This window comes from Streptomyces luteireticuli (assembly GCF_041519305.1).
GTDB lineage: Bacteria > Actinomycetota > Actinomycetes > Streptomycetales > Streptomycetaceae > Streptomyces > Streptomyces luteireticuli.
Window position 1 is genome coordinate 4,358,559 of sequence record NZ_CP167927.1, and the last position, 24,839, is coordinate 4,383,397.

23 protein-coding genes, 2 tRNA genes and 1 pseudogene are annotated in these 24,839 nt (G+C 70.1%); 8 read left to right on the top strand and 18 right to left on the bottom strand.

What is annotated here, in order from left to right; genetic code table 11:
- Window positions 1-134: 134 nt before the first annotated feature.
- The gene (pknB, locus tag AB8735_RS19350; protein WP_372408602.1) at window positions 135-2,192 is read left to right on the top strand and encodes a Stk1 family PASTA domain-containing Ser/Thr kinase; all 2,058 of its coding nucleotides are present in this window, start codon (window positions 135-137) and stop codon (window positions 2,190-2,192) included.
- A 22-nt stretch (window positions 2,193-2,214) separates the two neighbouring features.
- On the opposite strand, the gene AB8735_RS19355 is transcribed toward pknB, so the two are convergent.
- The 5 genes from AB8735_RS19355 to AB8735_RS19375 form a co-directional block, all read right to left on the bottom strand.
- On the bottom strand, window positions 2,215-2,904 hold the full coding sequence (locus tag AB8735_RS19355; protein WP_344029035.1) for a class E sortase: 690 nt from the start codon (window positions 2,902-2,904) through the stop codon (window positions 2,215-2,217).
- Window positions 2,905-2,989: 85 nt separating this feature from the next.
- Complete coding sequence (locus AB8735_RS19360) at window positions 2,990-3,886, bottom strand: class E sortase (RefSeq protein WP_372408603.1); 897 nt, start codon at window positions 3,884-3,886, stop codon at window positions 2,990-2,992.
- Window positions 3,883-4,536 carry an aminodeoxychorismate/anthranilate synthase component II gene (locus AB8735_RS19365; protein WP_372408604.1) on the bottom strand — a complete coding sequence of 218 codons (654 nt, stop codon included), beginning with the start codon at window positions 4,534-4,536 and terminating at the stop codon, window positions 3,883-3,885. The genes AB8735_RS19360 and AB8735_RS19365 overlap by 4 nt, the downstream gene beginning before the upstream one ends.
- A 4-nt stretch (window positions 4,537-4,540) precedes the next feature.
- The gene (locus AB8735_RS19370; RefSeq protein WP_344028589.1) at window positions 4,541-4,729 is read right to left on the bottom strand and encodes a hypothetical protein; all 189 of its coding nucleotides are present in this window, start codon (window positions 4,727-4,729) and stop codon (window positions 4,541-4,543) included.
- A 74-nt stretch (window positions 4,730-4,803) separates the two neighbouring features.
- Window positions 4,804-5,583: a DUF881 domain-containing protein gene (locus AB8735_RS19375; RefSeq protein WP_344028592.1), complete on the bottom strand. Its 780-nt coding sequence runs from the start codon at window positions 5,581-5,583 to the stop codon at window positions 4,804-4,806.
- A gap of 137 nt (window positions 5,584-5,720) precedes the next feature.
- Between AB8735_RS19375 and crgA the strand changes: the two genes are divergently transcribed.
- A complete protein-coding gene (crgA, locus tag AB8735_RS19380; protein WP_344028596.1) occupies window positions 5,721-5,975 on the top strand; it encodes a cell division protein CrgA in 255 nt (84 codons plus the stop codon).
- 311 nt (window positions 5,976-6,286) lie between these two features.
- Here crgA and AB8735_RS19385 read toward each other — a convergent pair whose 3' ends face one another.
- Window positions 6,287-7,150 (bottom strand): rhomboid family intramembrane serine protease, encoded by an 864-nt coding sequence (locus AB8735_RS19385; RefSeq protein ID WP_344028598.1) that lies wholly within the window; start codon window positions 7,148-7,150, stop codon window positions 6,287-6,289.
- Between the two features lie 106 nt (window positions 7,151-7,256).
- Window positions 7,257-7,778 carry a peptidylprolyl isomerase gene (locus tag AB8735_RS19390; protein WP_344028601.1) on the bottom strand — a complete coding sequence of 174 codons (522 nt, stop codon included), beginning with the start codon at window positions 7,776-7,778 and terminating at the stop codon, window positions 7,257-7,259.
- A 226-nt stretch (window positions 7,779-8,004) separates the two neighbouring features.
- Here AB8735_RS19390 and AB8735_RS19395 point away from each other — a divergent pair, with 226 nt between their 5' ends.
- Entirely contained in the window at window positions 8,005-8,640 is a 636-nt protein-coding gene (locus tag AB8735_RS19395) for a DUF5324 family protein (protein WP_372408605.1), read from the top strand.
- An 85-nt stretch (window positions 8,641-8,725) separates the two neighbouring features.
- Here the strand turns inward: AB8735_RS19395 and AB8735_RS19400 are convergent.
- Window positions 8,726-8,798, bottom strand: a tRNA-Ala gene (locus tag AB8735_RS19400).
- A 117-nt stretch (window positions 8,799-8,915) separates the two neighbouring features.
- Between AB8735_RS19400 and AB8735_RS19405 the strand changes: the two genes are divergently transcribed.
- The gene (locus AB8735_RS19405; protein WP_171164647.1) at window positions 8,916-9,461 is read left to right on the top strand and encodes a DNA-binding protein; all 546 of its coding nucleotides are present in this window, start codon (window positions 8,916-8,918) and stop codon (window positions 9,459-9,461) included.
- Between the two features lie 8 nt (window positions 9,462-9,469).
- On the top strand, window positions 9,470-10,537 hold the full coding sequence (locus AB8735_RS19410) for a serine/threonine-protein kinase (RefSeq protein ID WP_372408606.1): 1,068 nt from the start codon (window positions 9,470-9,472) through the stop codon (window positions 10,535-10,537).
- A gap of 144 nt (window positions 10,538-10,681) precedes the next feature.
- Here AB8735_RS19410 and AB8735_RS19415 read toward each other — a convergent pair whose 3' ends face one another.
- The 10 genes from AB8735_RS19415 to dnaA form a co-directional block, all read right to left on the bottom strand.
- Window positions 10,682-10,816 carry a DLW-39 family protein gene (locus AB8735_RS19415; RefSeq protein WP_003958712.1) on the bottom strand — a complete coding sequence of 45 codons (135 nt, stop codon included), beginning with the start codon at window positions 10,814-10,816 and terminating at the stop codon, window positions 10,682-10,684.
- Between the two features lie 187 nt (window positions 10,817-11,003).
- Window positions 11,004-11,077, bottom strand: a tRNA-Ile gene (locus AB8735_RS19420).
- Between the two features lie 62 nt (window positions 11,078-11,139).
- Window positions 11,140-11,859: a DUF3566 domain-containing protein gene (locus AB8735_RS19425; protein ID WP_372408607.1), complete on the bottom strand. Its 720-nt coding sequence runs from the start codon at window positions 11,857-11,859 to the stop codon at window positions 11,140-11,142.
- Window positions 11,860-11,862: 3 nt separating this feature from the next.
- On the bottom strand, window positions 11,863-14,508 hold the full coding sequence (gyrA, locus tag AB8735_RS19430) for a DNA gyrase subunit A (protein ID WP_344028615.1): 2,646 nt from the start codon (window positions 14,506-14,508) through the stop codon (window positions 11,863-11,865).
- A gap of 46 nt (window positions 14,509-14,554) precedes the next feature.
- On the bottom strand, window positions 14,555-16,576 hold the full coding sequence (gene gyrB / locus AB8735_RS19435; protein WP_372408608.1) for a DNA topoisomerase (ATP-hydrolyzing) subunit B: 2,022 nt from the start codon (window positions 16,574-16,576) through the stop codon (window positions 14,555-14,557).
- A gap of 348 nt (window positions 16,577-16,924) precedes the next feature.
- A complete protein-coding gene (locus AB8735_RS19440; protein WP_344028620.1) occupies window positions 16,925-17,440 on the bottom strand; it encodes a DciA family protein in 516 nt (171 codons plus the stop codon).
- Entirely contained in the window at window positions 17,437-18,561 is a 1,125-nt protein-coding gene (gene recF, locus AB8735_RS19445; RefSeq protein ID WP_344028623.1) for a DNA replication/repair protein RecF, read from the bottom strand. Before recF ends, AB8735_RS19440 begins: the two co-directional genes overlap by 4 nt.
- Window positions 18,562-18,601: 40 nt before the next feature.
- Window positions 18,602-19,477 (bottom strand): phosphogluconate dehydrogenase (NAD(+)-dependent, decarboxylating), encoded by an 876-nt coding sequence (gene gnd, locus AB8735_RS19450; protein ID WP_344028626.1) that lies wholly within the window; start codon window positions 19,475-19,477, stop codon window positions 18,602-18,604.
- Between the two features lie 233 nt (window positions 19,478-19,710).
- The gene (gene dnaN / locus AB8735_RS19455) at window positions 19,711-20,841 is read right to left on the bottom strand and encodes a DNA polymerase III subunit beta (protein WP_344029038.1); all 1,131 of its coding nucleotides are present in this window, start codon (window positions 20,839-20,841) and stop codon (window positions 19,711-19,713) included.
- 849 nt (window positions 20,842-21,690) lie between these two features.
- On the bottom strand, window positions 21,691-23,472 hold the full coding sequence (gene dnaA, locus AB8735_RS19460; RefSeq protein ID WP_372408609.1) for a chromosomal replication initiator protein DnaA: 1,782 nt from the start codon (window positions 23,470-23,472) through the stop codon (window positions 21,691-21,693).
- A 443-nt stretch (window positions 23,473-23,915) separates the two neighbouring features.
- Here dnaA and rpmH point away from each other — a divergent pair, with 443 nt between their 5' ends.
- The 3 genes and pseudogenes from rpmH to yidD all read left to right on the top strand — a co-directional run bounded on the left by rpmH (window position 23,916) and on the right by yidD (window position 24,836).
- A complete protein-coding gene (gene rpmH / locus AB8735_RS19465) occupies window positions 23,916-24,053 on the top strand; it encodes a 50S ribosomal protein L34 (RefSeq protein ID WP_003949374.1) in 138 nt (45 codons plus the stop codon).
- A gap of 25 nt (window positions 24,054-24,078) precedes the next feature.
- Window positions 24,079-24,447 (top strand): annotated as a pseudogene (gene rnpA, locus AB8735_RS19470) (ribonuclease P protein component); the annotation flags it as partial.
- Window positions 24,448-24,518: 71 nt separating this feature from the next.
- Window positions 24,519-24,836 (top strand): membrane protein insertion efficiency factor YidD, encoded by a 318-nt coding sequence (yidD, locus tag AB8735_RS19475; protein ID WP_199891960.1) that lies wholly within the window; start codon window positions 24,519-24,521, stop codon window positions 24,834-24,836.
- The last annotated feature ends 3 nt before the right edge of the window (window positions 24,837-24,839 follow it).

Here is a 24,839-nt window from a genome sequence, read left to right on the forward strand (position 1 = left end):
GGGATCACGTACCAGTCGGATATCGGGTGACGGTCGCGCCCGGGAGTGGTACGGCCCGCCGGGTACGGTAAGCGCGGACAGCACACCGCCGGACCCACGTCGGTGCGGTCAGGATGAACGGAAGGGCTGGAGCTATGGAAGAGCCGCGTCGCCTCGGCGGCCGGTACGAGCTGGGCTCGGTGCTCGGCCGCGGTGGTATGGCCGAGGTGTACCTCGCCCACGACACCCGGCTCGGCCGCACCGTCGCCGTGAAGACGCTGCGGGTGGACCTCGCCCGCGACCCGTCCTTCCAGGCCCGGTTCCGCCGTGAGGCCCAGTCGGCCGCCTCGCTCAACCACCCGTCCATCGTCGCGGTCTACGACACCGGCGAGGACTACGTGGACGGCGTCTCGATCCCGTACATCGTCATGGAGTACGTGGACGGTTCGACCCTGCGCGAGCTGCTCCACTCCGGCCGCAAGCTGCTCCCCGAGCGCTCGCTGGAGATGACGATCGGTGTGCTCCAGGCCCTGGAGTACTCCCACCGGGCCGGCATCGTCCACCGCGACATCAAGCCCGCCAACGTCATGCTGACCCGCACCGGCCAGGTGAAGGTCATGGACTTCGGCATCGCCCGCGCGATGGGCGACGCCGGCATGACCATGACCCAGACCGCCGCGGTGATCGGCACCGCGCAGTACCTCTCCCCCGAGCAGGCCAAGGGCGAGCAGGTCGACGCCCGCTCCGACCTGTACTCGACGGGCTGTCTGCTCTACGAACTGCTCACCGTGCGGCCGCCGTTCATCGGCGACTCCCCGGTCGCGGTCGCCTACCAGCACGTGCGGGAGGAGCCGAACCCGCCGAGCGCCTTCGACCCCGAGATCACGCCGGAGATGGACGCCATCGTCCTCAAGGCGCTGACCAAGGACCCCGACTACCGCTACCAGAGCGCCGACGAGATGCGCGCCGACATCGAGGCCGCCCTGGAGGGCCGCCCGGTGGCCGCCGCGTCCGCGTACAGCTCCATGGGCTCGGTGGGCTACGGCGGCGAGGACCAGCCGACGGCCATGCTGCGGCCGCACGGCCAGCAGCACGACCCGAACGCCACGGGCCAGACCTCCATGCTCCCGCCGGTCCGCGACGGCGGGGGCTACGGCGGATACGACGGCTACGGCGACGGCGGCGACTCCGGCGGGCACGGCGGGGGCCGCAAGAAGAGCGGCCTGTCGACGGTCCTGCTGGTGGTCGCGGGCATCCTGGTGCTCGTCGGGGCGATCTTCATCGGCAAGTCGCTGTTCAACGAAAAGGGGGGCGGTGACGAGGTCACCGTGCCCAGCCTGCGCGGCGAGACGCTCAAGAGCGCCCAGGAGCAGGGCAACAACGTCGAGCTGAAGGTGGTCGACAGCGGGAAGTCGATCAACTGCGACGAGCCCGAGGGCAAGGTCTGCGACCAGGACCCGAAGCCCGGGGCCAAGCTCCAGCGCAACGGCGAGATCAAGGTGTCCCTCTCCAAGGGACCGGCCAAGATCGACGTGCCGAACGTGATGACCCTGTCCTACGACGACGCGAAGAAGCAGTTGGAGGACGCCGGCTTCACGGTCCGCCGCAAGACCCAGGAGACCGACAAGTCCGATCCCAACACGGTCATCGGCCAGGACCCGAAGGTGGGCGCCAAGGCCAACAAGGGCGACGAGATCACCCTCACCGTGGCCGTGGCGCCGCAGACCAAGGCCGTTCCTTCGGTCGTGGGCCAGAAGTACGACGACGCCAAGAAGCAGCTGGAGGACAACGGCTTCAAGGTGGCGCGCAGGGACGTCGACTCGAACGAGGAGGCGGGCAAGGTCGTCGCCCAGAACCCTCAGGGCGACAGCAGCGCGGCACCCAAGTCGCAGGTCACCCTCGACGTCTCCAAGGGACCGCAGGACGTCGACGTTCCCCAGGTCATGGGGATGAAGCTCAAGGACGCCAAGAAGACCCTGACCGACGCCGGATTCAAGGTCGCCGTCCTCGCCGGTCCTCAGGACGACAAGGCGATCGTGACCGCCGCCGCCCCGATGGGCGGCAAGGCCAAGAAGGGTTCGACCGTCAACCTGACCACCCAGGCCGGCGGGGTCATCGGCGGCGCCGACGGGAGCACCGGCCAGACCGGAGGGGACAGCGGCGGCAACGACGACGGCGGAGTCTTCGGCGGCTTCATAGGAGGCCACCACTAGGGCGTCGGCAGGAGCTGCGGGCTCAGCCCCGCAGCTCCTTCGGCGGCGTCCGCTTCGCGTCCACCTTCTCGGTGCGCACCAGCTCGGCCCAGACGATGTAGCGGTAGTCCGAGGTGTAGATCGGCGTGCAGGTCGTCAGCGTCAGATAGCGCCCGGGCCGGGTCTTCCCCGACTCCTTCGGGAGCGGGTCGAGCACCTTCACATTGAACCGCGAGGTCTGCCTGAGCTCCTTGAAGACCTTGTAGACGTACCAGGTGTCCCGGGTCTCGAAGACGACCGGGTCCCCGTCCTCGATCTTGTGGATGTTGTGGAACTTGGCGCCGTGTCCGTCCCGGTGCGCGGCCAGCGTGACGTTGCCCTGCTTGTCCCAGGGCATCGCGGACTTCACGGGCTTGCGGTAGTAGCCGGCGACGCCCTCGTTGAGGACGCTGCTGCCGGTGCCGGGCTTCACCAGCACCTCGCCGCCGCCCAGCATCGCGGGGACGTGCAGGAAGCCGATGCCGTCCTTGGTGTCCAGCGCCCCCGGGCCGGAGGGGGCCTTGGCCCAGTTCTCACGGACGCGGTCGGCCTGCTTGCCCGCCTCGCGGTCGGCTATCACGTTGGTCCACCACAGCGAGTAGACGACGAACAGGGCCAGCAGCACACCCGCCGTGATCAGCAGTTCGCCCACCACGCTGACGGCGGTGGCTATCCGCCCCCGAGCCCGGCTCACGGGCCGTGACGCGCTCTCGGTCTGCTCGTCGGTCACTGTCACAGCCGCCCGTACCCCGTTCCGCTGTTCTCGCCCATCCGGTCCGTCATCGTTCGACGAGCGCGTCGGGCTTCCCCCTGCCGCGCGGGCGCTCGTCCACCATCTTGCCCCACACGATCATCCGGTACGTACTGGTGAACTCGGGGGTGCAGGTGGTCAGCGTGATGTAGCGACCGGGGCCGGTGAAGCCCGAACCCCGGGGCACGGGGCGGATGACGTCGACGTTCGCGGGTGACGTCTGGTCAAGGCGGCTCGTCATCTCATAGGTGTAGAAGCTGCTCCGCGTCTCCACCACGATCTTGTCACCGGGCCGCAGCCGGTTGACGTAGCGGAACGGTTCGCCATGGGTGTTGCGGTGGCCCGCCAGCGCGAAGTTGCCCCGCTTGTCCCAGGGCATCGCGGACGTGAGCGTTCCGCCCCCGTAGTGCCCGACCATGCCCCGGTCGAGGACCTGGTGCTTCCCGGTCCCCTCGGCGATCGGCGTCCGCACGTCCAGCGCGGGGATGTAGAGGATCGCGAAGCCCTCGCCCGGCGAGAACGTCCCCGCGTCCCGGTCGGGGCCGCCGTCCTTCTCCCAGCTGTGCCGCAGGCTCCTCGCCGCCCCGCCGGCCTGCTGCTGGGCGATGACGTTGGTCCACCACAGCTGGTAGGCGACGAACAGCAGCATCAGCACGCCGATGGTGATGAACACTTCGCCCAGCAGCCGGCTGACGGCCACGCCCACCCCGGCGCGTGCCGCGCGGCGGGCGGCCTTCCGCCGCTGTGCCCGGCCCCCGCCGGGGCCTTGGGCGGGCACGTCGGGGCGCGGCCGCGGCGGGCGGTCGACGGGCTGCTCCGGGGGCAGCGGCTGATGGACGACCCGGGTCCGTGGGGTGCCGTACGCGGCGTACGGCTGTGGCTGCGCCGCCGGCCGGGGATCCCCCTCGGGGCGCAGCCCGTTCACTCCCCGGCCTTGCCCACCACCGGGGCGAGCCCGGCCGAGCGTTCCACCGCCCCCGGATCGCCGCACGCGACCAGCCAGTTGGCGAGCATCCGGTGGCCCCACTCGGTGAGCACGGACTCGGGGTGGAACTGCACGCCCTCGACCGGCAGATCGCGGTGGCGCAGGCCCATGGCGATGCGGCCGCGGCCGTCGGGGCGGGTGGTCCAGGCGGTCATCTCCAGCTCGTCCGGCCAGCCCTCGGGGTCGACGGCGAGCGAGTGGTAGCGGGTGGCGGTGAAGGGCGTGGGAAGGCCGTGGAAGACGCCGCCGCCCTCGTGGGCCACGAGCGAGGTCTTGCCGTGCAGCAGTTCGGGGGCCCGGCCGACGACGCCTCCGTAGGCGACGGCCATCGACTGCATGCCCAGGCAGACGCCGAACACCGGCACGCCGGTGGCCGCGCAGTGCCGCACCATCTCCACGCAGACCCCGGCCTCCTCGGGGGTGCCGGGCCCGGGGGAGAGCAGCACGCCGTCGAAGCCGTCCTGCGCGTGGTCCGGCCGGACCTCGTCGTTGCGGCGCACCTCGCACTCGGCACCCAGCTGGTAGAGGTACTGGACGAGGTTGAAGACGAAGCTGTCGTAGTTGTCCACGACGAGGATGCGCGCGCTCACCGCGTCACCGCCATTCCGTTGCCGGCGTCGGCAGGCTGTCGTCCACGGTCACGTCGTTGAACGGCAGCAGCGGTTCGGCCCAGGGGAAGACGTACTGGAAGAGCGCGTAGACGACGGCCAGCACGAGGGCCAGCGAAATCAGCGACTTCACCCATGCGTTGCCCGGCAGATGACGCCAGATCCAGACGTACATGCTGTCCCTACTTGCCGACGGGGATGGTCTTTGCCGCACCAGACTAAGGGGCCGGGCCCGCGTCCGGGGGCCGGTCAGCCCACGGGGCGGGCGTAGTGCAGGTCCACCGCTCCGGTGTAGCCGGGGAGCGTCACCGAGCCGCGGTCCTCGACCTTCCAGCCGAGGCCGTAGGCCTGGACGTACTGGAGGTAGTTCTGGACGGCGGGCGCGGTGTCGAGGGCCTTGCGCAGGGCGCCGCGGTCGCCGACGGCGGTCACCTTGTAGGGCGGGGAGTAGACGCGGCCCTGGAGGATGAGGGTGTTGCCCACGCAGCGGACGGCGCTGGTGGAGATCAGCCGCTGGTCCATCACCTCGATGCCCTTGGCCCCGCCCCGCCAGAGGGCGTTGACCACGGCCTGGAGGTCCTGCTGGTGGATGACGAGGTCGTTGGGCTGGGGCTGGGGAACGCCGGGGATCTTGGCGGTGGCGTTCGGCGGGGCGTCGGTGAGGGTGACGGTCAGGGCCGTGCCGTCGAGCGGCCGGGTGCCCGCGGCGTCGCCCAGCGCGGCCAGCCGTCTGGCCTCCGCGGAGTCGGAGCCCGCGTCCCGCCCGGCCAGGGTGTCGACGCGGGAGCGGAGGGCGGCGGTGCTGCGTTCCAGGTCGCCGTTGCCCTTGCTGCGTTCCCGGATGAGGTCGGAGAGCCGGAGCATGGAGGCGTCGGTGCGGATGTTCGTGCCCTTGGCCGTGTTGAAGCTCATCCAGAAGATGAGGCCGGCGAGGGCGAAGACGGCTGCTGTCAGCAGTCGCACCGGGCGCAGCCGCCGGGGACGGCGGCCGGGTCCTGCGTCGCTGGTGGAGTCGGCGGAATTGCTCAACGTACCCTTGTCCTCTCCGGCGCCGCGGAAGCACTACGCTAACGGACGCCCGGGGGGAAGGAAGCGCTCCCCGGCGCGGCCGACCAGCCCTTGTTCCCCCAGCGCGGTCACGCAGCGCATCGACAGGAGAGTCCCTCGTGCCGAAGTCACGGATCCGCAAGAAAGACGACTTCACGCCGCCGCCGGCGAAGCAGCAGAGCATCAAGTTGCACAGCGGACGGCGCTGGGTGGCACCGGTGATGCTGGCGCTGTTCCTCATCGGGCTGGCCTGGATCGTGATCTTCTATGTGACGGGCAGCGACATGCCCATCGAGTCGCTGCACAACTGGAACATCGTGGTCGGCTTCGGCTTCATCGCCGCGGGGTTCGTCGTCTCCACCCAGTGGAAGTAGGGGATCCGGGCCCGGATTCCCGCCCGGGGGCGGTTGTCCCCCGGGTTATCCACACCCTCGTCCACAGTGGGGAAAAACTCAGAAGATCTGTGGATAACTTCCTCGGCGTTGACGCCGGTGTGACTGATCACGAACCCGGGGGTTCCGCCTGCGCACCGGCGCCTTCCGCCATTTGCGCAGGTCGGAGCCGGTCTCTCGGAGGGGCCTCCGACTGAGCGCGACGTCGCACACCTGATCCGGCCGCCGCTGTGGACAACCACCGCCCCACCGGTGTGGGTGAGCGGTCCCGGACCGGGGGCGGGCGCCGCCCCCTAGCCGAGCTGGGACGTACGGACGAGCACCGTCACCACGATCGCCAGCAGCGCCGCCCCGCAGGTGAGCCCCTGCACCAGGGCGCGCCGGCCACGCGGGGCGTGCACCATGCCGAACGCCACCAGGGAGCCGACCACCAGCCCGCCGATATGCGCCTCCTTGGCGATGTCGGACCAGGTGAAGGTGAAGATCAGGTTGAGCACGAGCAGCGCGACCACCGGGCGCATGTCGTACTTCAGCCGCCGCATCAGCACGGCGGTGGCCCCCAGCAGGCCGAAGATCGCGCCCGAGGCGCCCAGCGACCCGGCGTACGGCGAGACCAGCAGATAGCTCAGCGCGCTGCCGCCGAGCCCGGACAGCAGATAGAGCGCCAGATAGCGCGCCCGGCCGAAGGCCGCCTCCAGCGGCGGGCCCAGCCACCACAGCGAGAGCATGTTGAACGCCAGGTGCACCGGCGACTCGTGGAGGAAGAGCGAGGTCAGCAGCCGGTACCACTGGCCCTCGGCGACGCCCTCGCCGTCGTGGAACGGCGAGCGCCCCAGCATGCACAGGGTGTCGACGAGGTTCTTGTCGGTGGCCATCACCGCGATCCATATCGCGACGTTGATCCCCAGCAGGACCTTGGTCACGAGGAAGGGGTCCGAGGGATGGGTGACGCCGCCCGCGACCGTGCGCGGGGCGGAGTCGCGCCGGGCCCCCTCGGCGCGGCCGGACGGCGGTCCGCCGCCGGAGCACTCGGGGCAGTGGAAGCCGACCGAGGCATTGACCATGCAGTCGGGGCAGATCGGCCGCTCGCAGCGGGTGCAGCGGATCCCCGTCTCGCGGTCCGGATGCCGGTAACAGCAGACAGCCTGGTCGTTCATGCTCTCCCCTCGCCCTGTACGGACCGGGCGCCACGGTCCACCGCGGCCGCCCGCCCGTCATACGGACGGGCGGGGCACCGGGTTCCCGGACCGCGCGGCCGTTCCCCTATCGGGTCTCGATCACAACGGTTTCGATGACGACGTCGGGGACCGGGCGGTCGTTGCGGGTCGGGGTGTTCGCGATGGCGTCCACGACCCGCTTGCCCGCCTCGGTGGCGACCTCGCCGAAGATGGTGTGCTTGCCCGTCAGCCAGGTGGTCGGGGAGACGGTGATGAAGAACTGCGAGCCGTTGGTGCCGGGGCCGGCGTTGGCCATGGCCAGCAGATAGGGCTTGGTGAAGGCCAGGTCCGGGTGGAACTCGTCCTTGAACTGGTAGCCCGGGCCGCCGGTGCCGTTGCCCAGGGGGTCACCACCCTGGATCATGAACCCCTCGATGACGCGGTGGAAGACCGTGCCGTCGTACAGCCTGTCCGTGGTCCGCTCGCCCGTCTCCGGGTTGACCCACTCGCGCTCGCCCTTCGCGAGTTCGACGAAGTTCTTGACCGTCTTCGGGGCGTGATTCGGCAGGAGCCGGACCTCGATGTCCCCCCGGCTGGTCTTGAGAGTGGCGTAGAGCTGCTCGGCCACGGTCTACCTTCCCTAGGGCTGCGCTGACAGCCACCGATCCTCGCACGGACGGCGGTCCCGCGAGTAATGCCCAAAGCCCCGCGCGAGGCGCCGAAAGGTGGCATCGTCGGAGCCGGGCCCCGTGACCCGGATGCCCGCCCGCACATGCCGGACCGCCCCTGGGCAGGCATGATTTTCCCCTGGGTGGAAAGGCGAAAGACCATACGCCACCGAGGAGGAGGTTCTCGTGACCCGCAAGGACAGCGTGCGCGCCGCGACCGGCACTGCCAAGGACAGCGTGCGCCACGCAGCGGAAGTGGTGGCGCCCTATGCCGGCACGGCCAAGGAGACCGCCGTGCACTATGCGCACGAAGCCCGCGTCCGGCTGGCCCCCAAGGTGGCCGAAGCCGGCCGGCAGGCCCGGTCCCAGTACGACGCCCATCTGTATCCCCGCCTCGAGCACGCCCGCGAGGCCCTGCCTCCCAAGGTGGCCGAGGCGGCGGCCCGGGCCCGGGCCGCCGCGGAGCCCGTGCGCGACGAGGCGCTCTCCCGGGGCACCGCGGCCCTCGCGGCGCTGCGCGGCGAGGTGTCGGCGCAGGAGATCGAGAAGCTCGCCCGCAAGCAGTCCGCCCGCTGCCGGGCCGGCCGGGTGGCCAAGCGGCTGGCGGTCGTCGGCCTCCTGGTCGGCGGGGCCGTCGCCGCCTGGAAGTGGTGGGACCGGCAGGCCAATCCGGACTGGCTGGTGGAGCCCCCCGCCCCCACCGAGGTCGCCGACCGCCCGCATCTCTCCTCGGTGGACGGCAGTTCCGACTCCACGCCCCTCGACCCCGAGGTCCGCGCCAAGCAGGCGGAGACGGAGGGCGACGAGGGCGGGGAGGGCTAGCCGGCCCGCCCTCGGGCGTCCCGGGCACCCGGACATCAAAAAATCCCCTCCGACCGCGTCGACGCAGGTCGGAGGGGATTTCGCGTGGAGCCTAGGAGAGTCGAACTCCTGACATCTGCCATGCAAAGACAGCGCTCTACCAACTGAGCTAAGGCCCCGTCGCTGACCAGAGTACCCGGTACGGGAGGTGTATCCGACCAGGTATCGCCGCGACCCACCACTCTCCGTAGGATGCACCGCAAGATTCGCGGCAGCGAAGCGAAGGGGAGAGCGAGATGGACGCAGCACAGCAGGAAGCCACCGCCCGCGCACGAGAGCTGCAGCGGAGCTGGTACGGGGAGCCGCTGGGGGCGCTCTTCCGCCGGCTGATCGACGACCTCGGTCTCAACCAGGCGCGTCTGGCCTCGGTGTTGGGCCTCTCGGCTCCCATGCTCTCGCAGCTGATGAGCGGTCAGCGGGCGAAGATCGGCAACCCCGCCGTGGTGCAGCGCGTCCAGGCCCTCCAGGAGCTCTCCCACCAGGTGGCCGACGGCAGCGTGAGCGCCGCCGAGGCCGCCGAGCGGATGGAGGAGGTCAAGCGCAGTTCGGGCGGCAGCGTCCTCAACTCCACGCAGACCACGGCCAGCAGCGGCGCCCCGACCGTCAAGCGGGTGGTGCGCGAGATCCAGTCGCTGCTGCGCTCGGTGGCCGCCGCCGGCGACATCATCGACGCGGCGGGCACTCTCGCCCCCACCCATCCCGAACTGGCCGAATTCCTACGGGTCTACGGCGCCGGCCGGACCGCCGAGGCGGTCGCCCACTACGAGGCCCACCAGAGCTGACGCCCGTCATGGGTGAGGTGTTCGCCGGGCGTTACGAGCTGGTGGACCCCATCGGGCGCGGTGGGGTGGGGGAGGTCTGGCGGGTCTGGGACCGCGAGCGGCAACGCTACGTTGCGGCGAAGGTGCTCAAACAGAGCCATGCCCACGCCCTGCTGCTGCGCTTCGTGCGCGAGCAGGCGCTGCGCATCGACCACCCGCACGTACTGGCGCCGGTGAGCTGGGCCGCCACCGACGACCGGGTGCTGTTCACCATGGAGTTGGTGCGCGGGGGCTCGGTGGCCCATCTCATCGGCGACTACGGCCCGTTGCCGGCCGGCTTCGCCTGTGTGCTGCTCGACCAGTTGCTCACGGCGCTCGCGGCGGTGCATGCGGAGGGTGTGGTGCACCGGGACATCAAGCCCGCCAATCTCCTTCTGGAGGCGACCGGAACGGGCCGGCCGCATCTGCGCCTCTCCGATTTCGGCTGTGCGATGCGCAAGGGCGAGCCGCGGCTGACGGAGACCAACTATGTGATGGGAACGCCCGGTTACTTCGCGCCCGAGCAAATGGCGGGCGAGGAACCGGATTTTCCCGCGGATCTCTTCGCGGCCGGACTGGTGGCGCTCTATCTGCTCACGGGCCGGAAACCGGACGCCGAAGCGCTCGTACCGCTTTTCCGGCGGGACGGACTGCCCCCGCCGCCGCAGGAGGTCCCCGCGCCGCTCTGGGACGTCGTCGCACGGCTGCTGGCCCCCGACCCGGTGGACCGCTTCCGTACGGCCGCCGGGGCGCGCGAGGCGCTGGCCGCGGCGGCGGCGCTGCTGCCGGCGCCGGACGACGGGGAGCGCATCGAGGTCTTCGACCAGATCGGGCCGCTGCCACCGGGGTTCGGGCCACGGGGCCCGGAGAAGGCCCCTCAGCGGCCCGTTCCGCCCCCGTTGCCCACGACCCCGCCGATGCCGGTGCGTTCGGCCGCGGTGCCCCCCGTGGCGCCCCGCCGGGGCCCGGCACCGCCGTCGCGGCGGACGGCGGCGGTGATGCTGCTGGTGGCGCTGGTGTGCCTGCTGGCGGGCGCCTGGGCGCTCTCCGTGACCTGATGGACCGGATTCACTTCTGCAATCATTTTATTCGCAGTAGCGAATGAATGGAGGAGCCGAGGGACACCGGGTCCCGGAAACGAAGCGGGGCCCCGGCCGTCATCGGCCGGGACCCCGTTCGGAACTCTCAGGACTCTCGCAGTCTCACACGCCCGAACCTGCGGGCACGGAGTCGGTCGCCTCCGTCCACAGATCCTGCTCGGCGCGATCCGCCTGGATCTGGCGGTACACGAGGAGCCCGCCGATGGCGGCCAGTGCGACCAGGAGCAGCTTCTTCACCGCGCGACCTCGTCTTTCCTTGACGTAAGGGGACTCTGGTGGCCGATGATACACACCGGCCGATACCGATCGGTGACCTGCATCAGGCCTTTGCCTACGGCTTGATGGGACATGACGCATCACAACGCCGCACAAAAGCCGATCGGCCCGGCCGGAGATTTCTCTCCGTCCGGGCCGATCGGGCCGGTGGGGCTAACAGGACTTGAACCTGTGGCCTCTTCCTTATCAGGGAAGCGCTCTAACCGTCTGAGCTATAGCCCCGCGCTGCACCGAAAGATTAGCGCACTTGGGGCCCAGTCCCAAAATCGGCTTCCCCGGTCCGGCTACTCGTCCTCGGCGAGCGTCAGCTCGACACCGCCCACGAAGGAGGCGGAGAGGTTGTAGACGAAGGCGGCCAGGGTCGCCAGGGCGGTCGCGAGGACCACCTCGATCACCGCGATGATCGTGGTGAACATCAGGACCCGCGGGAACGAGAGGAACGACTGGAGGTCGAACCCGCCGCCCTCGCCGGACGTCGCGTCACTGATGGTGCCGCCGACGGCGGAGAAGACGCCCATGGCGTCCAGAACCAGCCACAGCACCGTGATCGCCACGATCGTGCAGATGCCGAGCGCCAGCGACAGCAGGAAGCTGACCTTCATCACCGACCAGGGGTCGGCCTTGGCCACCCGCAGCCGCGCCGAACGCGTCCGCGGAGCCGCGGCGGCGGCCGGGGCCGCCGGAGCCGCCGCAGGAGCGCTCTTGCCCCCGGTGGCGGGCTTGGGCACCCGCCCCTTCGCCCCGCCCGCCGCCGTACGCTCGGCCGGCGGCTCGTAGGCCTTCGGCGGGTGGTACGGCTTCGGGCCCCGGGTATCCGTCATGGTGTCCCCCCTGTTCGCGGTCGTGGCGCCACCGCCACGGGGGGAGTCTGCCCCGTCCGCGACGGAGCCACGGGCACCGTCCCCCTTCGCCGCGGTGCCCTTCGAAGCTGTGTCCTTCGAAGAAGTGGCACCGCGCCGCCCGGCGTCCGCACCGCTCGCCGCGGTGCCCGTGGCTCGACTCACGACCTACTCCTCGGTGTCCTCGACCGGGGGCTCCATGCCCTCGGCCACCTCGGGCCCCCCGCCCCCGGCTCCGGCCGACGCGCCCTCGGTGACGTCATCGACCTCTTCGGCCTCGCGGCCGGCCTCGGCGTTCCTCGCGATGCCCACAACGGCGTCGCGCTTGCCCAGATTGATCAGTTGGACGCCCATGGTGTCACGGCCGGTTTCACGAACTTCGTTGACCCGGGTGCGGATCACACCGCCGGAGAGGGTGATGGCGAGGATCTCGTCGGTCTCCTCGACCACCAGGGCGCCGACGAGCGAACCGCGGTCCTCCACGATCTTCGCGGCCTTGATGCCGAGGCCGCCACGGCCCTGGACGCGGTACTCGTCCACGGGCGTGCGCTTGGCGTAGCCGCCGTCGGTGGCGGTGAAGACGAACGTGCCCGGGCGGACGACGTTCATCGACAGCAGCTCGTCACCCTCGCGGAAGCTCATGCCCTTGACACCGGAGGTGGCGCGGCCCATCGGACGCAGCGACTCGTCGGTGGCGGTGAAGCGGATCGACTGCGCCTTCTTGCTGATGAGCAGCAGGTCGTCGTCGGCCGAGACCAGCTCGGCGCCGATCAGCTCGTCCTCGCGGCCGTCCTCCATCGCGCGGAGGTTGATCGCGATGACGCCGCCGGAGCGCGGCGAGTCGTAGTCCTTCAGCGAAGTCTTCTTCACCAGGCCGGACTTGGTAGCGAGCACCAGGTAGGGCGCCGCCTCGTAGTCGCGGACGGCGAGGATCTGGGCGATCTTCTCGTCCGGCTGGAAGGCGAGCAGGTTGGCCACGTGCTGGCCGCGCGCGTCCCGCCCGGCGTCCGGGAGCTCGTACGCCTTGGCCCGGTAGACCCGGCCCTTGTTGGTGAAGAAGAGCAGCCAGTGGTGCGTGGTGGAGACGAAGAAGTGGTCGACGATGTCGTCCTGCTTGAGCTTCGTGCCCCGCACGCCCTTGCCGCCGCGCTTCTGCGAGCGGTAGTCCTCGGTCTTGGTGCGCTTGACGTAGCCACCGTTGGTGATGGTGACGACGATGTCCTCCTCGGCGATCAGGTCCTCGATGGACATGTCACCGTCGAAGGGAATCAGCTGGGAGCGCCGGTCCTCGCCGAACTTCTCGACGATCGCGGTGAGTTCCTCGCTGATGATCCCGCGCTGCCGCTCGGGCGAGGCCAGGATCGCGTTGTACTCGTTGATCTTCGCCTGGAGTTCGTCGTGCTCCGCGGTGATCTTCTGGTGCTCCAGGGCCGCCAGGCGGCGCAGCTGCATCTCCAGGATCGCGTTGGCCTGGATCTCGTCGATCGTCAGCAGGCCCATCAGGCCCTCGCGGGCGATGTCGACGGTCTGGCTGCGCCGGATGAGCGCGATGACCTCGTCGATGGCGTCCAGCGCCTTGAGCAGACCGCGCAGGATGTGGGCGCGCTCCTCGGCCTTGCGCAGCCGGAAGCGGGTGCGCCGGACGATGACCTCGATCTGGTGGGTGACCCAGTTGCGGATGAACGCGTCCAGCGACAGGGTGCGCGGCACGCCGTCGACCAGGGCGAGCATGTTCGCGCCGAAGTTGGTCTGCAGATCGGTGTGCTTGTAGAGGTTGTTGAGGACGACCTTGGCGACCGCGTCCCGCTTGAGGACGATCACCAGGCGCTGGCCCGTGCGGGACGAGGTCTCGTCACGGACGTCGGCGATGCCGCCGACGCGGCCGTCCTTCACCAGGTCGGCGATCTTCTGCGCGAGGTTGTCCGGGTTGACCTGGTAGGGCAGCTCGGTGACCACCAGGCACTGGCGGTTCTGGATCTCCTCGACCGCGACCACCGCGCGCATGGTGATCGAGCCGCGGCCGGTGCGGTACGCCTCCTCGATGCCCTTGCGGCCCACGACGAGCGCGCCGGTCGGGAAGTCGGGGCCCTTGATGCGCTCGACGAGCGCGTCCAGCAGCTCCTCCGGGCCGGCGTCCGGGTTGGCCAGGAACCACTGGGCGCCCTCGGCCACCTCCCGCAGGTTGTGCGGGGGGATGTTGGTGGCCATGCCGACCGCGATGCCGGCGGAACCGTTCACCAGCAGGTTGGGGAAGCGCGACGGCAGCACCGTCGGCTCCTGGTTGCGGCCGTCGTAGTTGTCCTGGAAGTCGACGGTCTCCTCGTCGATGTCCCGGACCATCTCCATCGACAGCGGCGCCATCTTGCACTCGGTGTAGCGCATGGCGGCCGCCGGGTCGTTGCCCGGGGAGCCGAAGTTGCCGTTGGAGTCCACCAGCGGCATCCGCATCGCCCACGGCTGGGCGAGGCGGACGAGGGCGTCGTAGATGGAGGCGTCGCCGTGCGGGTGGTACGTACCCATCACGTCACCGACGACGCGGGCGCACTTGTAGAAACCCTTCTCGGGCCGGTAGCCACCGTCGTACATCGCGTACAGGACGCGGCGGTGCACCGGCTTGAGGCCGTCGCGCACGTCGGGGAGCGCACGCGAGACGATGACGCTCATCGCGTAGTCGAGGTAGGAGCGCTGCATCTCCGTCTCGAGCCCGACGGGCTCGACGCGCATGCCGACGCCCTCGATGGTGGCGGGCTGGCCCTCGGGCGTGGTGCCGTCCGGGGTCACGGGCGTGTCAGGGGTGGAAGTCTCGTCGGCCATTGCCGTTCAAAGTCCTTTCGAGCCGCGGCTGTTCGTGCAGGCCGACTCAGATGTCGAGGAAGCGGACGTCCTTGGCGTTGCGCTGGATGAAGGAGCGCCGCGCCTCGACGTCCTCGCCCATGAGCACCGAGAACAGGTCGTCCGCCTGTGCGGCGTCGTCCAGGGTGACCTGGCCGAGCACGCGGTGGTCGACGTCCATGGTGGTGACGCGCAGCTCCTCGGCGTTCATCTCGCCGAGACCCTTGAAGCGCTGGACCGAGTCGTCCTTGATGCGCTTGCCGTTCTCCCGGCCGAGCTGGATCAGGGCGTCGCGCTCGCGGTCCGAGTAGGCGTACTCGAAGTCGTCGCGACCCCACTTGATCTTGTACAGCGGGGGGCGGGAGAGGTAGACGTGCCCGGCCTCGACCAGCGGACGCATGAAGCGGAACAGGAAGGTCAGCAGCAGGGTGTTGATGTGCTGGCCGTCGACGTCGGCGTCCGCCATCAGAATGATCTTGTGGTACCGGAGCTTCGAGATGTCGAAGTCCTCGTGCACACCCGTGCCGAACGCGGAGATCAGCGCCTGGATCTCCTGGTTCTGCAGGATCTTGTCGATCCTGGCCTTCTCCACGTTGAGGATCTTGCCGCGGATCGGCAGGATCGCCTGGTACTCCGGGTTCCGGCCGGACTTGGCCGAGCCGCCGGCGGAGTCGCCCTCGACGATGAAGATCTCGCACTTGGTCGGGTCGTTGGACTGGCAGTCCGACAGCTTGCCCGGCAGCGAGGCCGTCTCCAGCAGGCCCTTGCGGCGGGTCAGGTCGCGCGCCTTGCGGGCCGCCACCCGGGCGGTGGCCGCCTGGATGGACTTGCGGATGATGTCCGCGGCCTCGTTGGGGTTACGGTCCAGCCAGTCCGTCAGCTGCTCGTGGACGACCTTCTGGACGAAGGTCTTGGCCTCGGTGTTGCCCAGCTTGGTCTTGGTCTGGCCCTCGAACTGCGGCTCGCCCAGCTTGACCGAGATGATCGCCGTCAGGCCCTCGCGGATGTCGTCGCCCGTGAGGTTGTCGTCCTTCTCGCGCAGCAGCTTCTTGTCGCGCGCGTAGCGGTTGATCAGACCCGTCAGCGCCGCGCGGAAGCCCTCCTCGTGGGTACCGCCCTCGTGGGTGTGGATGGTGTTGGCGAAGCTGTAGACGCCCTCGCTGTACTGGCTGTTCCACTGCATCGCGACCTCGACCGAGAGCATCCGCTCCTTGTCCTCGGCCTCGAAGTCGATCACCGTGGGGTGAACCAGCTCCCCCTTGCGGGAGTTGAGGTAGGTGACGAAGTCGGAGATGCCGCCCTCGTAGTGGTACCGGACGGTGAGGGCCTTGCCCTCCTCGTCCACATGGTCCGGGCGCTCGTCCGTCAGCGAGATGGCCAGACCCTTGTTGAGGAAGGCCATCTCCTGGAAGCGCCGCGAGAGCGTCTCGAAGGAGTACTCGGTGGTCTCGAAGATGTCGCCGTCGGCCCAGAAAGTGACGGAGGTGCCGGTCTCGTCCGTCGCCTCGTTCTTCTGCAGCGGGGCGGTGGGGACACCGAGCTTGTAGTCCTGGGTCCAGCGGAAGCCGTCCGTCCTGACCTCGACGGCGACGCGTGTCGACAGCGCGTTGACGACCGAGACGCCGACGCCGTGCAGACCGCCGGAGACCGCGTAGCCGCCGCCGCCGAACTTGCCGCCCGCGTGCAGGACGGTCAGCACGACCTCCACGGCCGGCTTGCCCTCGGAGGGGACGATGCCGACCGGGATGCCACGGCCGTTGTCCACGACGCGGACGCCGCCGTCGGGCAGGATCGTCACGTCGATGGTGTCGGCGTGGCCGGCCATGGCCTCGTCCACGGAGTTGTCGACCACCTCCTGGACGAGGTGGTGCAGGCCGCGCTCACCGGTGGAACCGATGTACATGCCCGGCCGCTTGCGGACCGCGTCCAAGCCCTCCAGCACGGTGATCGCGCTGGCGTCGTACGACGTCTCACCGCCGGGAGCGGAAGGGGTGGTGTTCTCGTTGGGGTTGCCGGAATCGGCCACGAAGCGCCCTTTCTGGCACAGCACAGCCCTTCTCCTGCCCGTGGCGGTGGGACGCCCTCGGTCGGGAGACCGGATGGCAGGCGGGAGCGACTGCGTCGTTCGACTTGTTTCCGCGATCGGCATTCCGCGAATCGACGGGATTACCACCAGTCTACCGGTAGCGCCGACATGAATGGGGGTTTGGCGGTGCCTGAGTCCGCATGTGCCGCCCTGAACCGGCATCAGCCGACTCCCTATATGTGGCCCCGGGCTCCAAGAGGCTCACAGCGGCACTCAGCGCTTCGGGATGTCAACCGCCCGCTACCGCGAGCCCGCCACGGCATCCACCCCGGTCACATCCGGACCAACTGGTACGGACCAACCGGGCCCGGATCACCCGTAGGTGTCCCCCGGTCCCGTGCTCCCCGGGGCCCTCAGCGCCCCGTACCGCCGGCCCGGACCGCCCGGGCCCAGCACCTTGATCATCCGGACCGTGCCCCGGCCGAGGTCGTCGTTGAGCCGGGCCACCAGCTGGGGCGCCAGCAGCCGCAGCTGGGTCGCCCACGTCGTGGAGTCGCACTGCACCGTGAGGACCCGGTCCTCCTCGTCGTAGCGCTGCGGCTCGCAGTGCAGCGCCACGTCCTGGCCGACGATCTGCGGCCAGCGGCCCATCACCCCGCCGACCGCCGCGGGCGTCTCCCAGCCGCGCTCGGTGATCAGCCGGCTGATCGCCGCCCCCAGCGGCAGCGGGTCACGACCGTCGGCGCGCGCGCCGGAGCGCAGGCCGCCGCGCCGCGCCTGCTTCTTCTGCTGCACCGCGTTGCCCCGCGCCCGCGCCTGTTCCTTGGCCGCGCGCAACGCCACCCGCGCCAGGTCCACCCCGGTGGGCTCCGGTGCCTGCCCGGTCATGCCCGCTCCACCGTTCCCTCGGAGACCGCGTACCGGGCACCGGTCAGGACGCCGGGGACGTCGTCGTCCACCGCGGCCGTCACCAGCACCTGCTCGCCGCCCGCCACCAGCTCCGCCAGCCGTTCCCGGCGGCGGGCGTCCAGCTCGGCGAAGACGTCGTCGAGCACCAGGACCGGCTCGTTGCCCTCCGCGCGCAACAGCTCGTACGCCGCCAGCCGCAGCGCCAGCGCGTACGACCAGGACTCGCCGTGGCTCGCATAGCCCTTCGCGGGCAACTTGCCCAGGCGCAGCACCAGATCGTCGCGGTGCGGGCCGACCAGGGTCACCCCGCGCTCCAGCTCCTGCTTGCGGGCCTCGCCGAGGGCGGCGAGCAGCACCTCGTAGAGCTCCTCGCGGGTGCGGACGCCGTCCGCGCCGACCGGGCCGCGGTAGTCGAAGGCCACCGGGCCGCCGCCGGGGGCCAGTTGCTCGTACGCCCGGTCGGCCAGCGGCAGCAGGGTGGCGATCAGGTCCAGGCGCCGCGCCAGCAACTCGGCGCCCGCCCGGGCCAGATGCTGGTCCCAGATGTCGAGGGTGGACATGTCCACCGAACGCCCGCCGTGCCGGCGGGCCATGGCCGCGGACTTCAGCAGGGTGTTGCGCTGCTTGAGGACGCGCTCGTAGTCGGAGCGCACGCCCGCCATCCGCGGGGAGCGGGCGGTGATGAGCTCGTCGAGGAACCGGCGGCGCTCGCCGGGGTCGCCCTTGACCAGGGCCAGGTCCTCGGGGGCGAACAGGACCGTGCGCACGATGCCCAGCACGTCACGGGGTCTGACCTGCGAGGACCGGTTGAGTCTGGCCCGGTTGGCCCGGCCCGGGTTGAGCTCCAGCTCGATCAGCTGCTGCCGGTCGCCCTGGGCCACGGCGGCCCTTATGACGGCCCGGTCCGCACCGAGCCGCACCAGGGGGGCGTCGGAGGAGACACGGTGGCTGCCGAGGGTCGCCAGATAGCCGACCGCCTCGACGAGATTGGTCTTGCCCTGGCCGTTGGGGCCCACGAAGGCCGTGACGCCCGGGTCGAGCGGGACCTCGACCCGGGCGTACGAGCGGAAGTCGGCGAGCGAGAGATGCGAAACGTGCATGGGTGCGCGCCGAGCCTCCTGTTGACCTTCTGAGCGTGGGTTATTTGCTCTCGACCGCGTGGCCGCCGAACTGGTTGCGCAGCGCGGCGATCATCTTCATCTGCGGCGAGTCGTCCTGGCGGGACGCGAAGCGGGCGAAGAGCGAGGCGGTGATCGCCGGCAGCGGCACCGCGTTGTCGATCGCGGCCTCGACCGTCCACCGGCCCTCGCCGGAGTCGGCGGCGTAGCCGCGCAGCTTGTCGAGGTGCTCGTCCTCGTCCAGGGCGTTGACGGCCAGGTCGAGCAGCCAGGAGCGGATGACCGTGCCCTCCTGCCAGGAGCGGAAGACCTCGCGCACATCGGTGACGGAGTCGACCTTCTCCAGCAGCTCCCAGCCCTCGGCGTAGGCCTGCATCATGGCGTACTCGATGCCGTTGTGGACCATCTTGGCGAAGTGGCCCGCGCCGACCTTGCCGGCGTGCACGGAGCCGAACTCGCCCTCGGGCTTGAGGGCGTCGAAGATCGGCTGCACCCGGGCGACGTTGGCGGCGTCGCCGCCGTACATCAGGGCGTAACCGTTCTCCAGGCCCCAGACGCCGCCGGAGACGCCGCAGTCGACGAAGCCGATGCCCTTGGCCGCCAGCTCCTCGGCGTGCTTCTCGTCGTCCGTCCAGCGGGAGTTGCCGCCGTCCACGACGATGTCGCCGGGCGACAGCAGCTCGGCGAGCTCGTCGATGGTGGACTGGGTCGCGGCCCCGGCGGGGACCATGACCCACACGACGCGCGGGCCGCTCAGGGAATCCACAAGCTCCTTGAGGCTGTGGACGTCCCCGAGGTCCGGGTTGCGGTCGTATCCGATGACGGTGTGGCCTGCGCGGCGGATGCGCTCGCGCATGTTGCCGCCCATCTTGCCGAGACCGACGAGACCGAGCTCCATCAGTGATCCTCTATGCCGTAGTCGTTGCGGTTTACCCGGAACCGAGCCTACGCCCGGGGCTCCGCGCACACCTGTCGGGAGAGAGCGCTCAAACGGTGGGCGGGCGACCGCCCACCGTTCGTACGGGCCCTCCGGCCGCGCTCCCGGGCGTCAGCCCGACAGCCGCACCGGCATGCTGCGTCCTTGCGAGGGCCGACCCTCGCGCTCCCGGCCGCCGGGGGCGCCGGTGGGCATCAGCCCGACAGCCGGACCGGCATGATCAGGTACTTGTACGCCTCGTCCGCCTCCGCGTCGAGCGCCGGCTTGCCGCTGAGCAGCGCCGGCTTCGTGGAGGTGGTGAAGGACAGCTGGGCGACCGGGGAGCCGATCGCGGCCAGGCCCTCCAGCAGGAAGCCCGGGTTGAAGGCGATGGAGATGTCGTCGCCCTCCAGCTGGGCGTCGACCCTTTCCACAGCCTGTGCGTCGTCGCTGGAACCGGCCTCCAGGATCAGCACGCCCTGCTCGAAGCTCAGCCGCACCGGGGTGTTGCGCTCGGCGACCAGGGCCACACGCTTGACGGCCTCGACGAACGGCGCCGTCTCGATCACGGCGACCGAGTTGAACTCCGTCGGGAACAGCGTGCGGTACTTCGGCAGGTCGCCCTCGAGCAGCCGCGTCGTCGTACGGCGCCCGGCGCCCTCGAAGCCGATCAGGCCCTCGCCCTTGCCGGAGCCGGAGAGCGCCAGCGAGACCGAGTCGCCGCCGCTGAGGGACTTGGCGGTGTCCAGCAGCGTCTTGGCCGGGACCAGGGCCACGGCGGAGACGTCGGGGGTCTCGGGCTTCCACATGAACTCGCGGACCGCGAAGCGGTAGCGGTCGGTGGAGGCCAGGGTGACGGTGTCGCCCTCGATCTCGATGCGCACACCGGTGAGCACCGGCAGGGTGTCGTCACGGCCGGCGGCGATGGCGACCTGGGTGGCGGCGGAGGCGAAGACCTCGGCCGGGACCGTGCCCGTGGCGGTCGGCATCTGCGGCAGCGCCGGGTATTCCTCCACAGGCAGGGTGTGGAGTGTGAATCGCGAGGAGCCGCAGACCACGGTGGCCCGCACGCCGTCGGTGGAGATCTCCACAGGCCTGTTGGGAAGTGCGCGGCAGATGTCGGCGAGCAGCCGGCCGGAGACGAGGACGGTGCCGTCCTCCTCCACGTCCGCCTCCACCGAGACACGGGCCGAGACCTCGTAGTCGAAGCCGGAGAGGCTCAGCGAGCCCTCCTCCGCCTTCAGCAGCAGGCCCGCGAGGACCGGCACCGGCGGACGGGCCGGGAGGCTGCGGGCCGCCCAGGCCACTGCCTCCGCGAGTACATCGCGCTCCACCCGGATCTTCACCGGAACCGCCTCCTGCTTGTTGCTGGCTGGCCCTGCTGGGCTGTCTTCGTCGTCCTCGTCGGCTTCGAGGCCGGAGAACAGTCTGACGCACACCGCTGACAGCTGATGCTTCCCGCGGTCAAGTCGCACCCGGAGGCGTGGCACGGGCCGGGCCCGAGTTGTGCACAGGACCCACTTCGAAACGAGTTCCCCGGTTGATCTCTGTGGTCGTAGTAGTAGGGCCTGTGGAAACCGTGGATAACGTTCTTTACGCAGGTCAGCGCGGAAATTTTGTCCACCGGCCCTGTGGGCGCAGACGGTGGAAAAGCGGGGGTCGCTGTGGAGAACGGAAAGTTCTGCACAGGCGGTGCACAGGCAGGGCGCACTTCTCCCCAGCGCCGTCCCCAGTTTTACCCACGTTCCCCACAGCCCAACCCGGCACCTTGGTGTGACGCCTTTCACTCGGTGCGGTGAGGTCGGGCGTTTCGTTGCCGAACAGTGGACATCCGTGTGGAAAGGCTGTGTACAACAGCGATCTTCCTGTGGGTTGCCGGTGGACAACCTCCGCCCCGGTTGTCGGCCGCCCCGTCATCCACAGGCTGTGGACTTCCGTTCCCCACACATCCCCAGGCTGCTGACCTCCCCTGATGGGCTATCAACAGGGCCTGCTGTGGACATCATCTGGATAACTTCCCGGTCCCCAGGGTGTGGACGGCGCTTCGATGTGGATTCTGTGGAGAACGGGGTGACCCGGACCCCATTTCGAACATCGCGTTCCGGGGACGGCCGTCCCCGGAACGGCGAAGGGCGCCCCGGGAGCCGTCCCGGAGCGCCCTCGGACGCGTCCGCCGCGCCCTCGGCGCGGTCGTGTCAGCCGTTCTTGATGCGGTTCGTCAGCTCCGTCACCTGGTTGTAGATGGACCGCCGTTCGGCCATCAGCGCGCGGATCTTGCGGTCGGCGTGCATCACCGTCGTGTGGTCGCGGCCGCCGAACTGAGCGCCGATCTTCGGCAGCGAGAGGTCGGTGAGCTCCCGGCAGAGGTACATCGCGATCTGACGGGCCGTGACTAGCACGCGGCTGCGCGAGGCGCCGCACAGGTCCTCGACGGTGTGCCCGAAGTAGTCCGCCGTGGCCGCCATGATGGCGGGCGCGGTGATCTCCGGGGAGGCGTCCTCGCCGCCCGGGATCAGGTCCTTGAGGACGATCTCGGTCAGGCCCAGGTCCACCGGCTGCCGGTTGAGGCTGGCGAAGGCCGTGACCCGGATCAGCGCGCCCTCCAGCTCACGGATGTTCCGCGAGATGCGCGAGGCGATGAACTCCAGGACCTCCGGCGGGGCGTTCAGCTGCTCCTGGACCGCCTTCTTGCGGAGGATCGCGATCCGGGTCTCCAGCTCGGGCGGCTGGACGTCCGTGATCAGACCCCACTCGAAGCGGTTGCGCAGCCGGTCCTCCAGGGTCACCAGCTGCTTGGGCGGCCGGTCCGAGGACAGCACGATCTGCTTGTTGGCGTTGTGCAGCGTGTTGAAGGTGTGGAAGAACTCCTCCTGGGTCGACTCCTTGCTCGCGAGGAACTGGATGTCGTCGACCAACAGGATGTCCATGTCGCGGTAGCGCTTGCGGAACGCGTCCGCCTTGCCGTCGCGGATGGAATTGATGAACTCGTTGGTGAACTCCTCGGAGCTCACGTAGCGCACCCGCGTGCCCGGGTACAGGCTCCGCGCGTAGTGGCCGATCGCGTGCAGCAGGTGGGTCTTGCCGAGGCCCGACTCCCCGTAGATGAACAGGGGGTTGTACGCCTTGGCCGGCGCCTCGGCCACCGCCACCGCGGCGGCGTGCGCGAACCGGTTGGACGCGCCGATGACGAAGGTGTCGAAGAGGTACTTCGGGTTCAGCCGGGCGGTCGGCTCCGCCGGGCCCGACGCCGAGGAGGACTTGCCGCCGACCGGACCGCCGCCCGTGCCGGGCACGCCGCGCCCGTCCTGGCCGCCGCGGGTGTCGGGGATCTCGCGCTGCTGCTCGTAGCCCCGCTCCGGGGCGGGCGGGCGGTAGCCGCCGTTGTCCCGCTGCGGCGGTTCGTAGCCGGCGGGGGCGTGCTGCGGCGGCGAGGCGTACGGGTCGCGCTCGGCCTCGCCGAAGCCGAGCCGGGGCTGCTGCCAGCCGTAGTCCCCGCGGTCCGCGGCGGGCGGGGCCGCGTGGCGCGGCCAGGCCCCCGGATCCGTGCGGGGCTGCTGGTAGTCGGGGTAGGCGGGGCGGACCGACGGCAGGTCGTCGGCCTGGGGGCGGCCGTAGCCGCCGCGGTCGTCGTAGCCCTCGTACGCCTCGCGGGCCGGGACCCCGTGGGGGCGCTCGTCGGGCGCGGGCCGTTCGGGCGCGGCGGGCTCGCCGACGGAATTGTCGACGGTGATCGCGATCCGGATGGGACGGCCGCACTCACGGCTGAGCGCCTCGCTGACGACCGGGGCCAGCCGGCCCTCCAGCACACCCTTGGCGAACTCGTTGGGGACCGCGAGCAGGGCCGTGTCGGCGACCAGGGCGAGCGGCTGGCACCGCTTGATCCAGTGCTCGTCCTTGCTCTCGACTCTGCCCTCGCCCAGGAGCTGCTCCAGCACGCGCGGCCACACTGCGGCAAGATCGGCAGGCAGGTCAGCCACAGGGCACGCTCTCTCGGTCAGCGGGGGCGCCCTTTGAATCCCACGAATGTGTGGTTCTCGGGACGGGCGGGAAGTATTCGGAGTTCAGCCACGGTAGTCAGGCCGTGGCGGGTGGTTCAAGTCGTTGTCCACAGGGTGTGTACAAATGTGCCATGCGACGGGCGTGGCGCCCCACTCGGGCACGGTTGGCGGCTCCTGGCCCCGCGGGAGGCTACGGTGTATCCCTGGTGCGCTCCCGGTTTGACCGGATGGCGTAATGCCGCGTACCGTGACCAGGTCGAGTTGTCGATGGCTGCTGCCGCCTGCCTCCGATGGGCAAAGGTAGCGCTCCTCTCTGGTGGAGCGCGACTGTGAAGCGGTGCCTTGCGTACTTGAGAGCTTCTCGTGGGCGCACGGTGACAGCCGGCGATGTCCCGCCATCACACGATTCATGGAGTCCCCGAGTGAGCAAGCGCACCTTCCAGCCGAACAACCGCCGTCGTGCGAAGACCCACGGCTTCCGCCTGCGCATGCGCACCCGTGCCGGCCGCGCGATTCTCGCGTCCCGCCGTGGCAAGGGTCGCGCCCGCCTGTCGGCCTGATCAGCCTGACGTCAAGGTCCATGACGTGCTGCCTTCCGAGTCTCGGCTGAGGCGGCGCGAGGACTTCGCGACCGCGGTTCGACGAGGACGCAGGGCCGGGCGCCCGCTCCTCGTCGTCCATCTCCGCAGCGGTGAAACGGACCCGCACTCACCTGGGGAAACAGTCTCCCCGGTGCGTGCGGGTTTCGTCGTGAGCAAGGCCGTGGGCGGTGCCGTGGTCCGCAACCGCGTCAAGCGGAGGCTGCGCCATCTGATGCGTGACCGGCTGGATCTGCTGCCCGCCGGTAGCCTGGTGGTGGTGCGAGCCCTGCCGGGCGCGGGCGAGGCGGACCATGGTCAGCTGGCCCGCGATCTCGATACCGCGCTGCAGCGGCTGTTGGGAGGGGCGCCGCGAAGCTGCAATCCCCCGGAGGCCGGATCTTCGGTCCTCCGGAACCCCGGCCATGACCCGGGAGGGAGTGCACGGTGAAGTACCCGCTGCTGTGGTTGATCAAGCTGTACCAGTGGACCATCAGCCCCCTGCTGGGCCCGGTCTGCAAGTACTACCCCTCGTGCTCGCACTATGGCTACACGGCCATCCAGGTGCATGGCGCGATCAAAGGAACGGCGCTGACGGCCTGGCGCATCCTGCGCTGTAACCCGTGGTCGCTCGGTGGCGTCGACCACGTACCTCCCCGGAAGCGTCCGGTCTGGCACCAGCGGCTGAGGAGCCGACTGGGCGGACACCCCGTCGTGGGGTCCGCCGCACAGCCCGAGACTCAGCCCAACGCCCAAGGAGCCTGATTC

Excerpts from the sequence above, each read along its gene's own strand:
- pknB (WP_372408602.1), top strand. The coding sequence starts at position 135 with ATGGAAGAGCCGCGTCGCCTCGGCGGCCGGTACGAGCTGGGCTCGGTG.
- AB8735_RS19370 (WP_344028589.1), bottom strand. The coding sequence starts at position 4,729 with ATGTACGTCTGGATCTGGCGTCATCTGCCGGGCAACGCATGGGTGAAG.
- AB8735_RS19385 (WP_344028598.1), bottom strand. The coding sequence starts at position 7,150 with ATGAACGACCAGGCTGTCTGCTGTTACCGGCATCCGGACCGCGAGACG.
- AB8735_RS19405 (WP_171164647.1), top strand. The coding sequence starts at position 8,916 with ATGGACGCAGCACAGCAGGAAGCCACCGCCCGCGCACGAGAGCTGCAG.
- AB8735_RS19410 (WP_372408606.1), top strand. The coding sequence starts at position 9,470 with ATGGGTGAGGTGTTCGCCGGGCGTTACGAGCTGGTGGACCCCATCGGG.
- gyrA (WP_344028615.1), bottom strand. The coding sequence starts at position 14,508 with ATGGCCGACGAGACTTCCACCCCTGACACGCCCGTGACCCCGGACGGC.
- AB8735_RS19440 (WP_344028620.1), bottom strand. The coding sequence starts at position 17,440 with ATGACCGGGCAGGCACCGGAGCCCACCGGGGTGGACCTGGCGCGGGTG.
- recF (WP_344028623.1), bottom strand. The coding sequence starts at position 18,561 with ATGCACGTTTCGCATCTCTCGCTCGCCGACTTCCGCTCGTACGCCCGG.
- gnd (WP_344028626.1), bottom strand. The coding sequence starts at position 19,477 with ATGGAGCTCGGTCTCGTCGGTCTCGGCAAGATGGGCGGCAACATGCGC.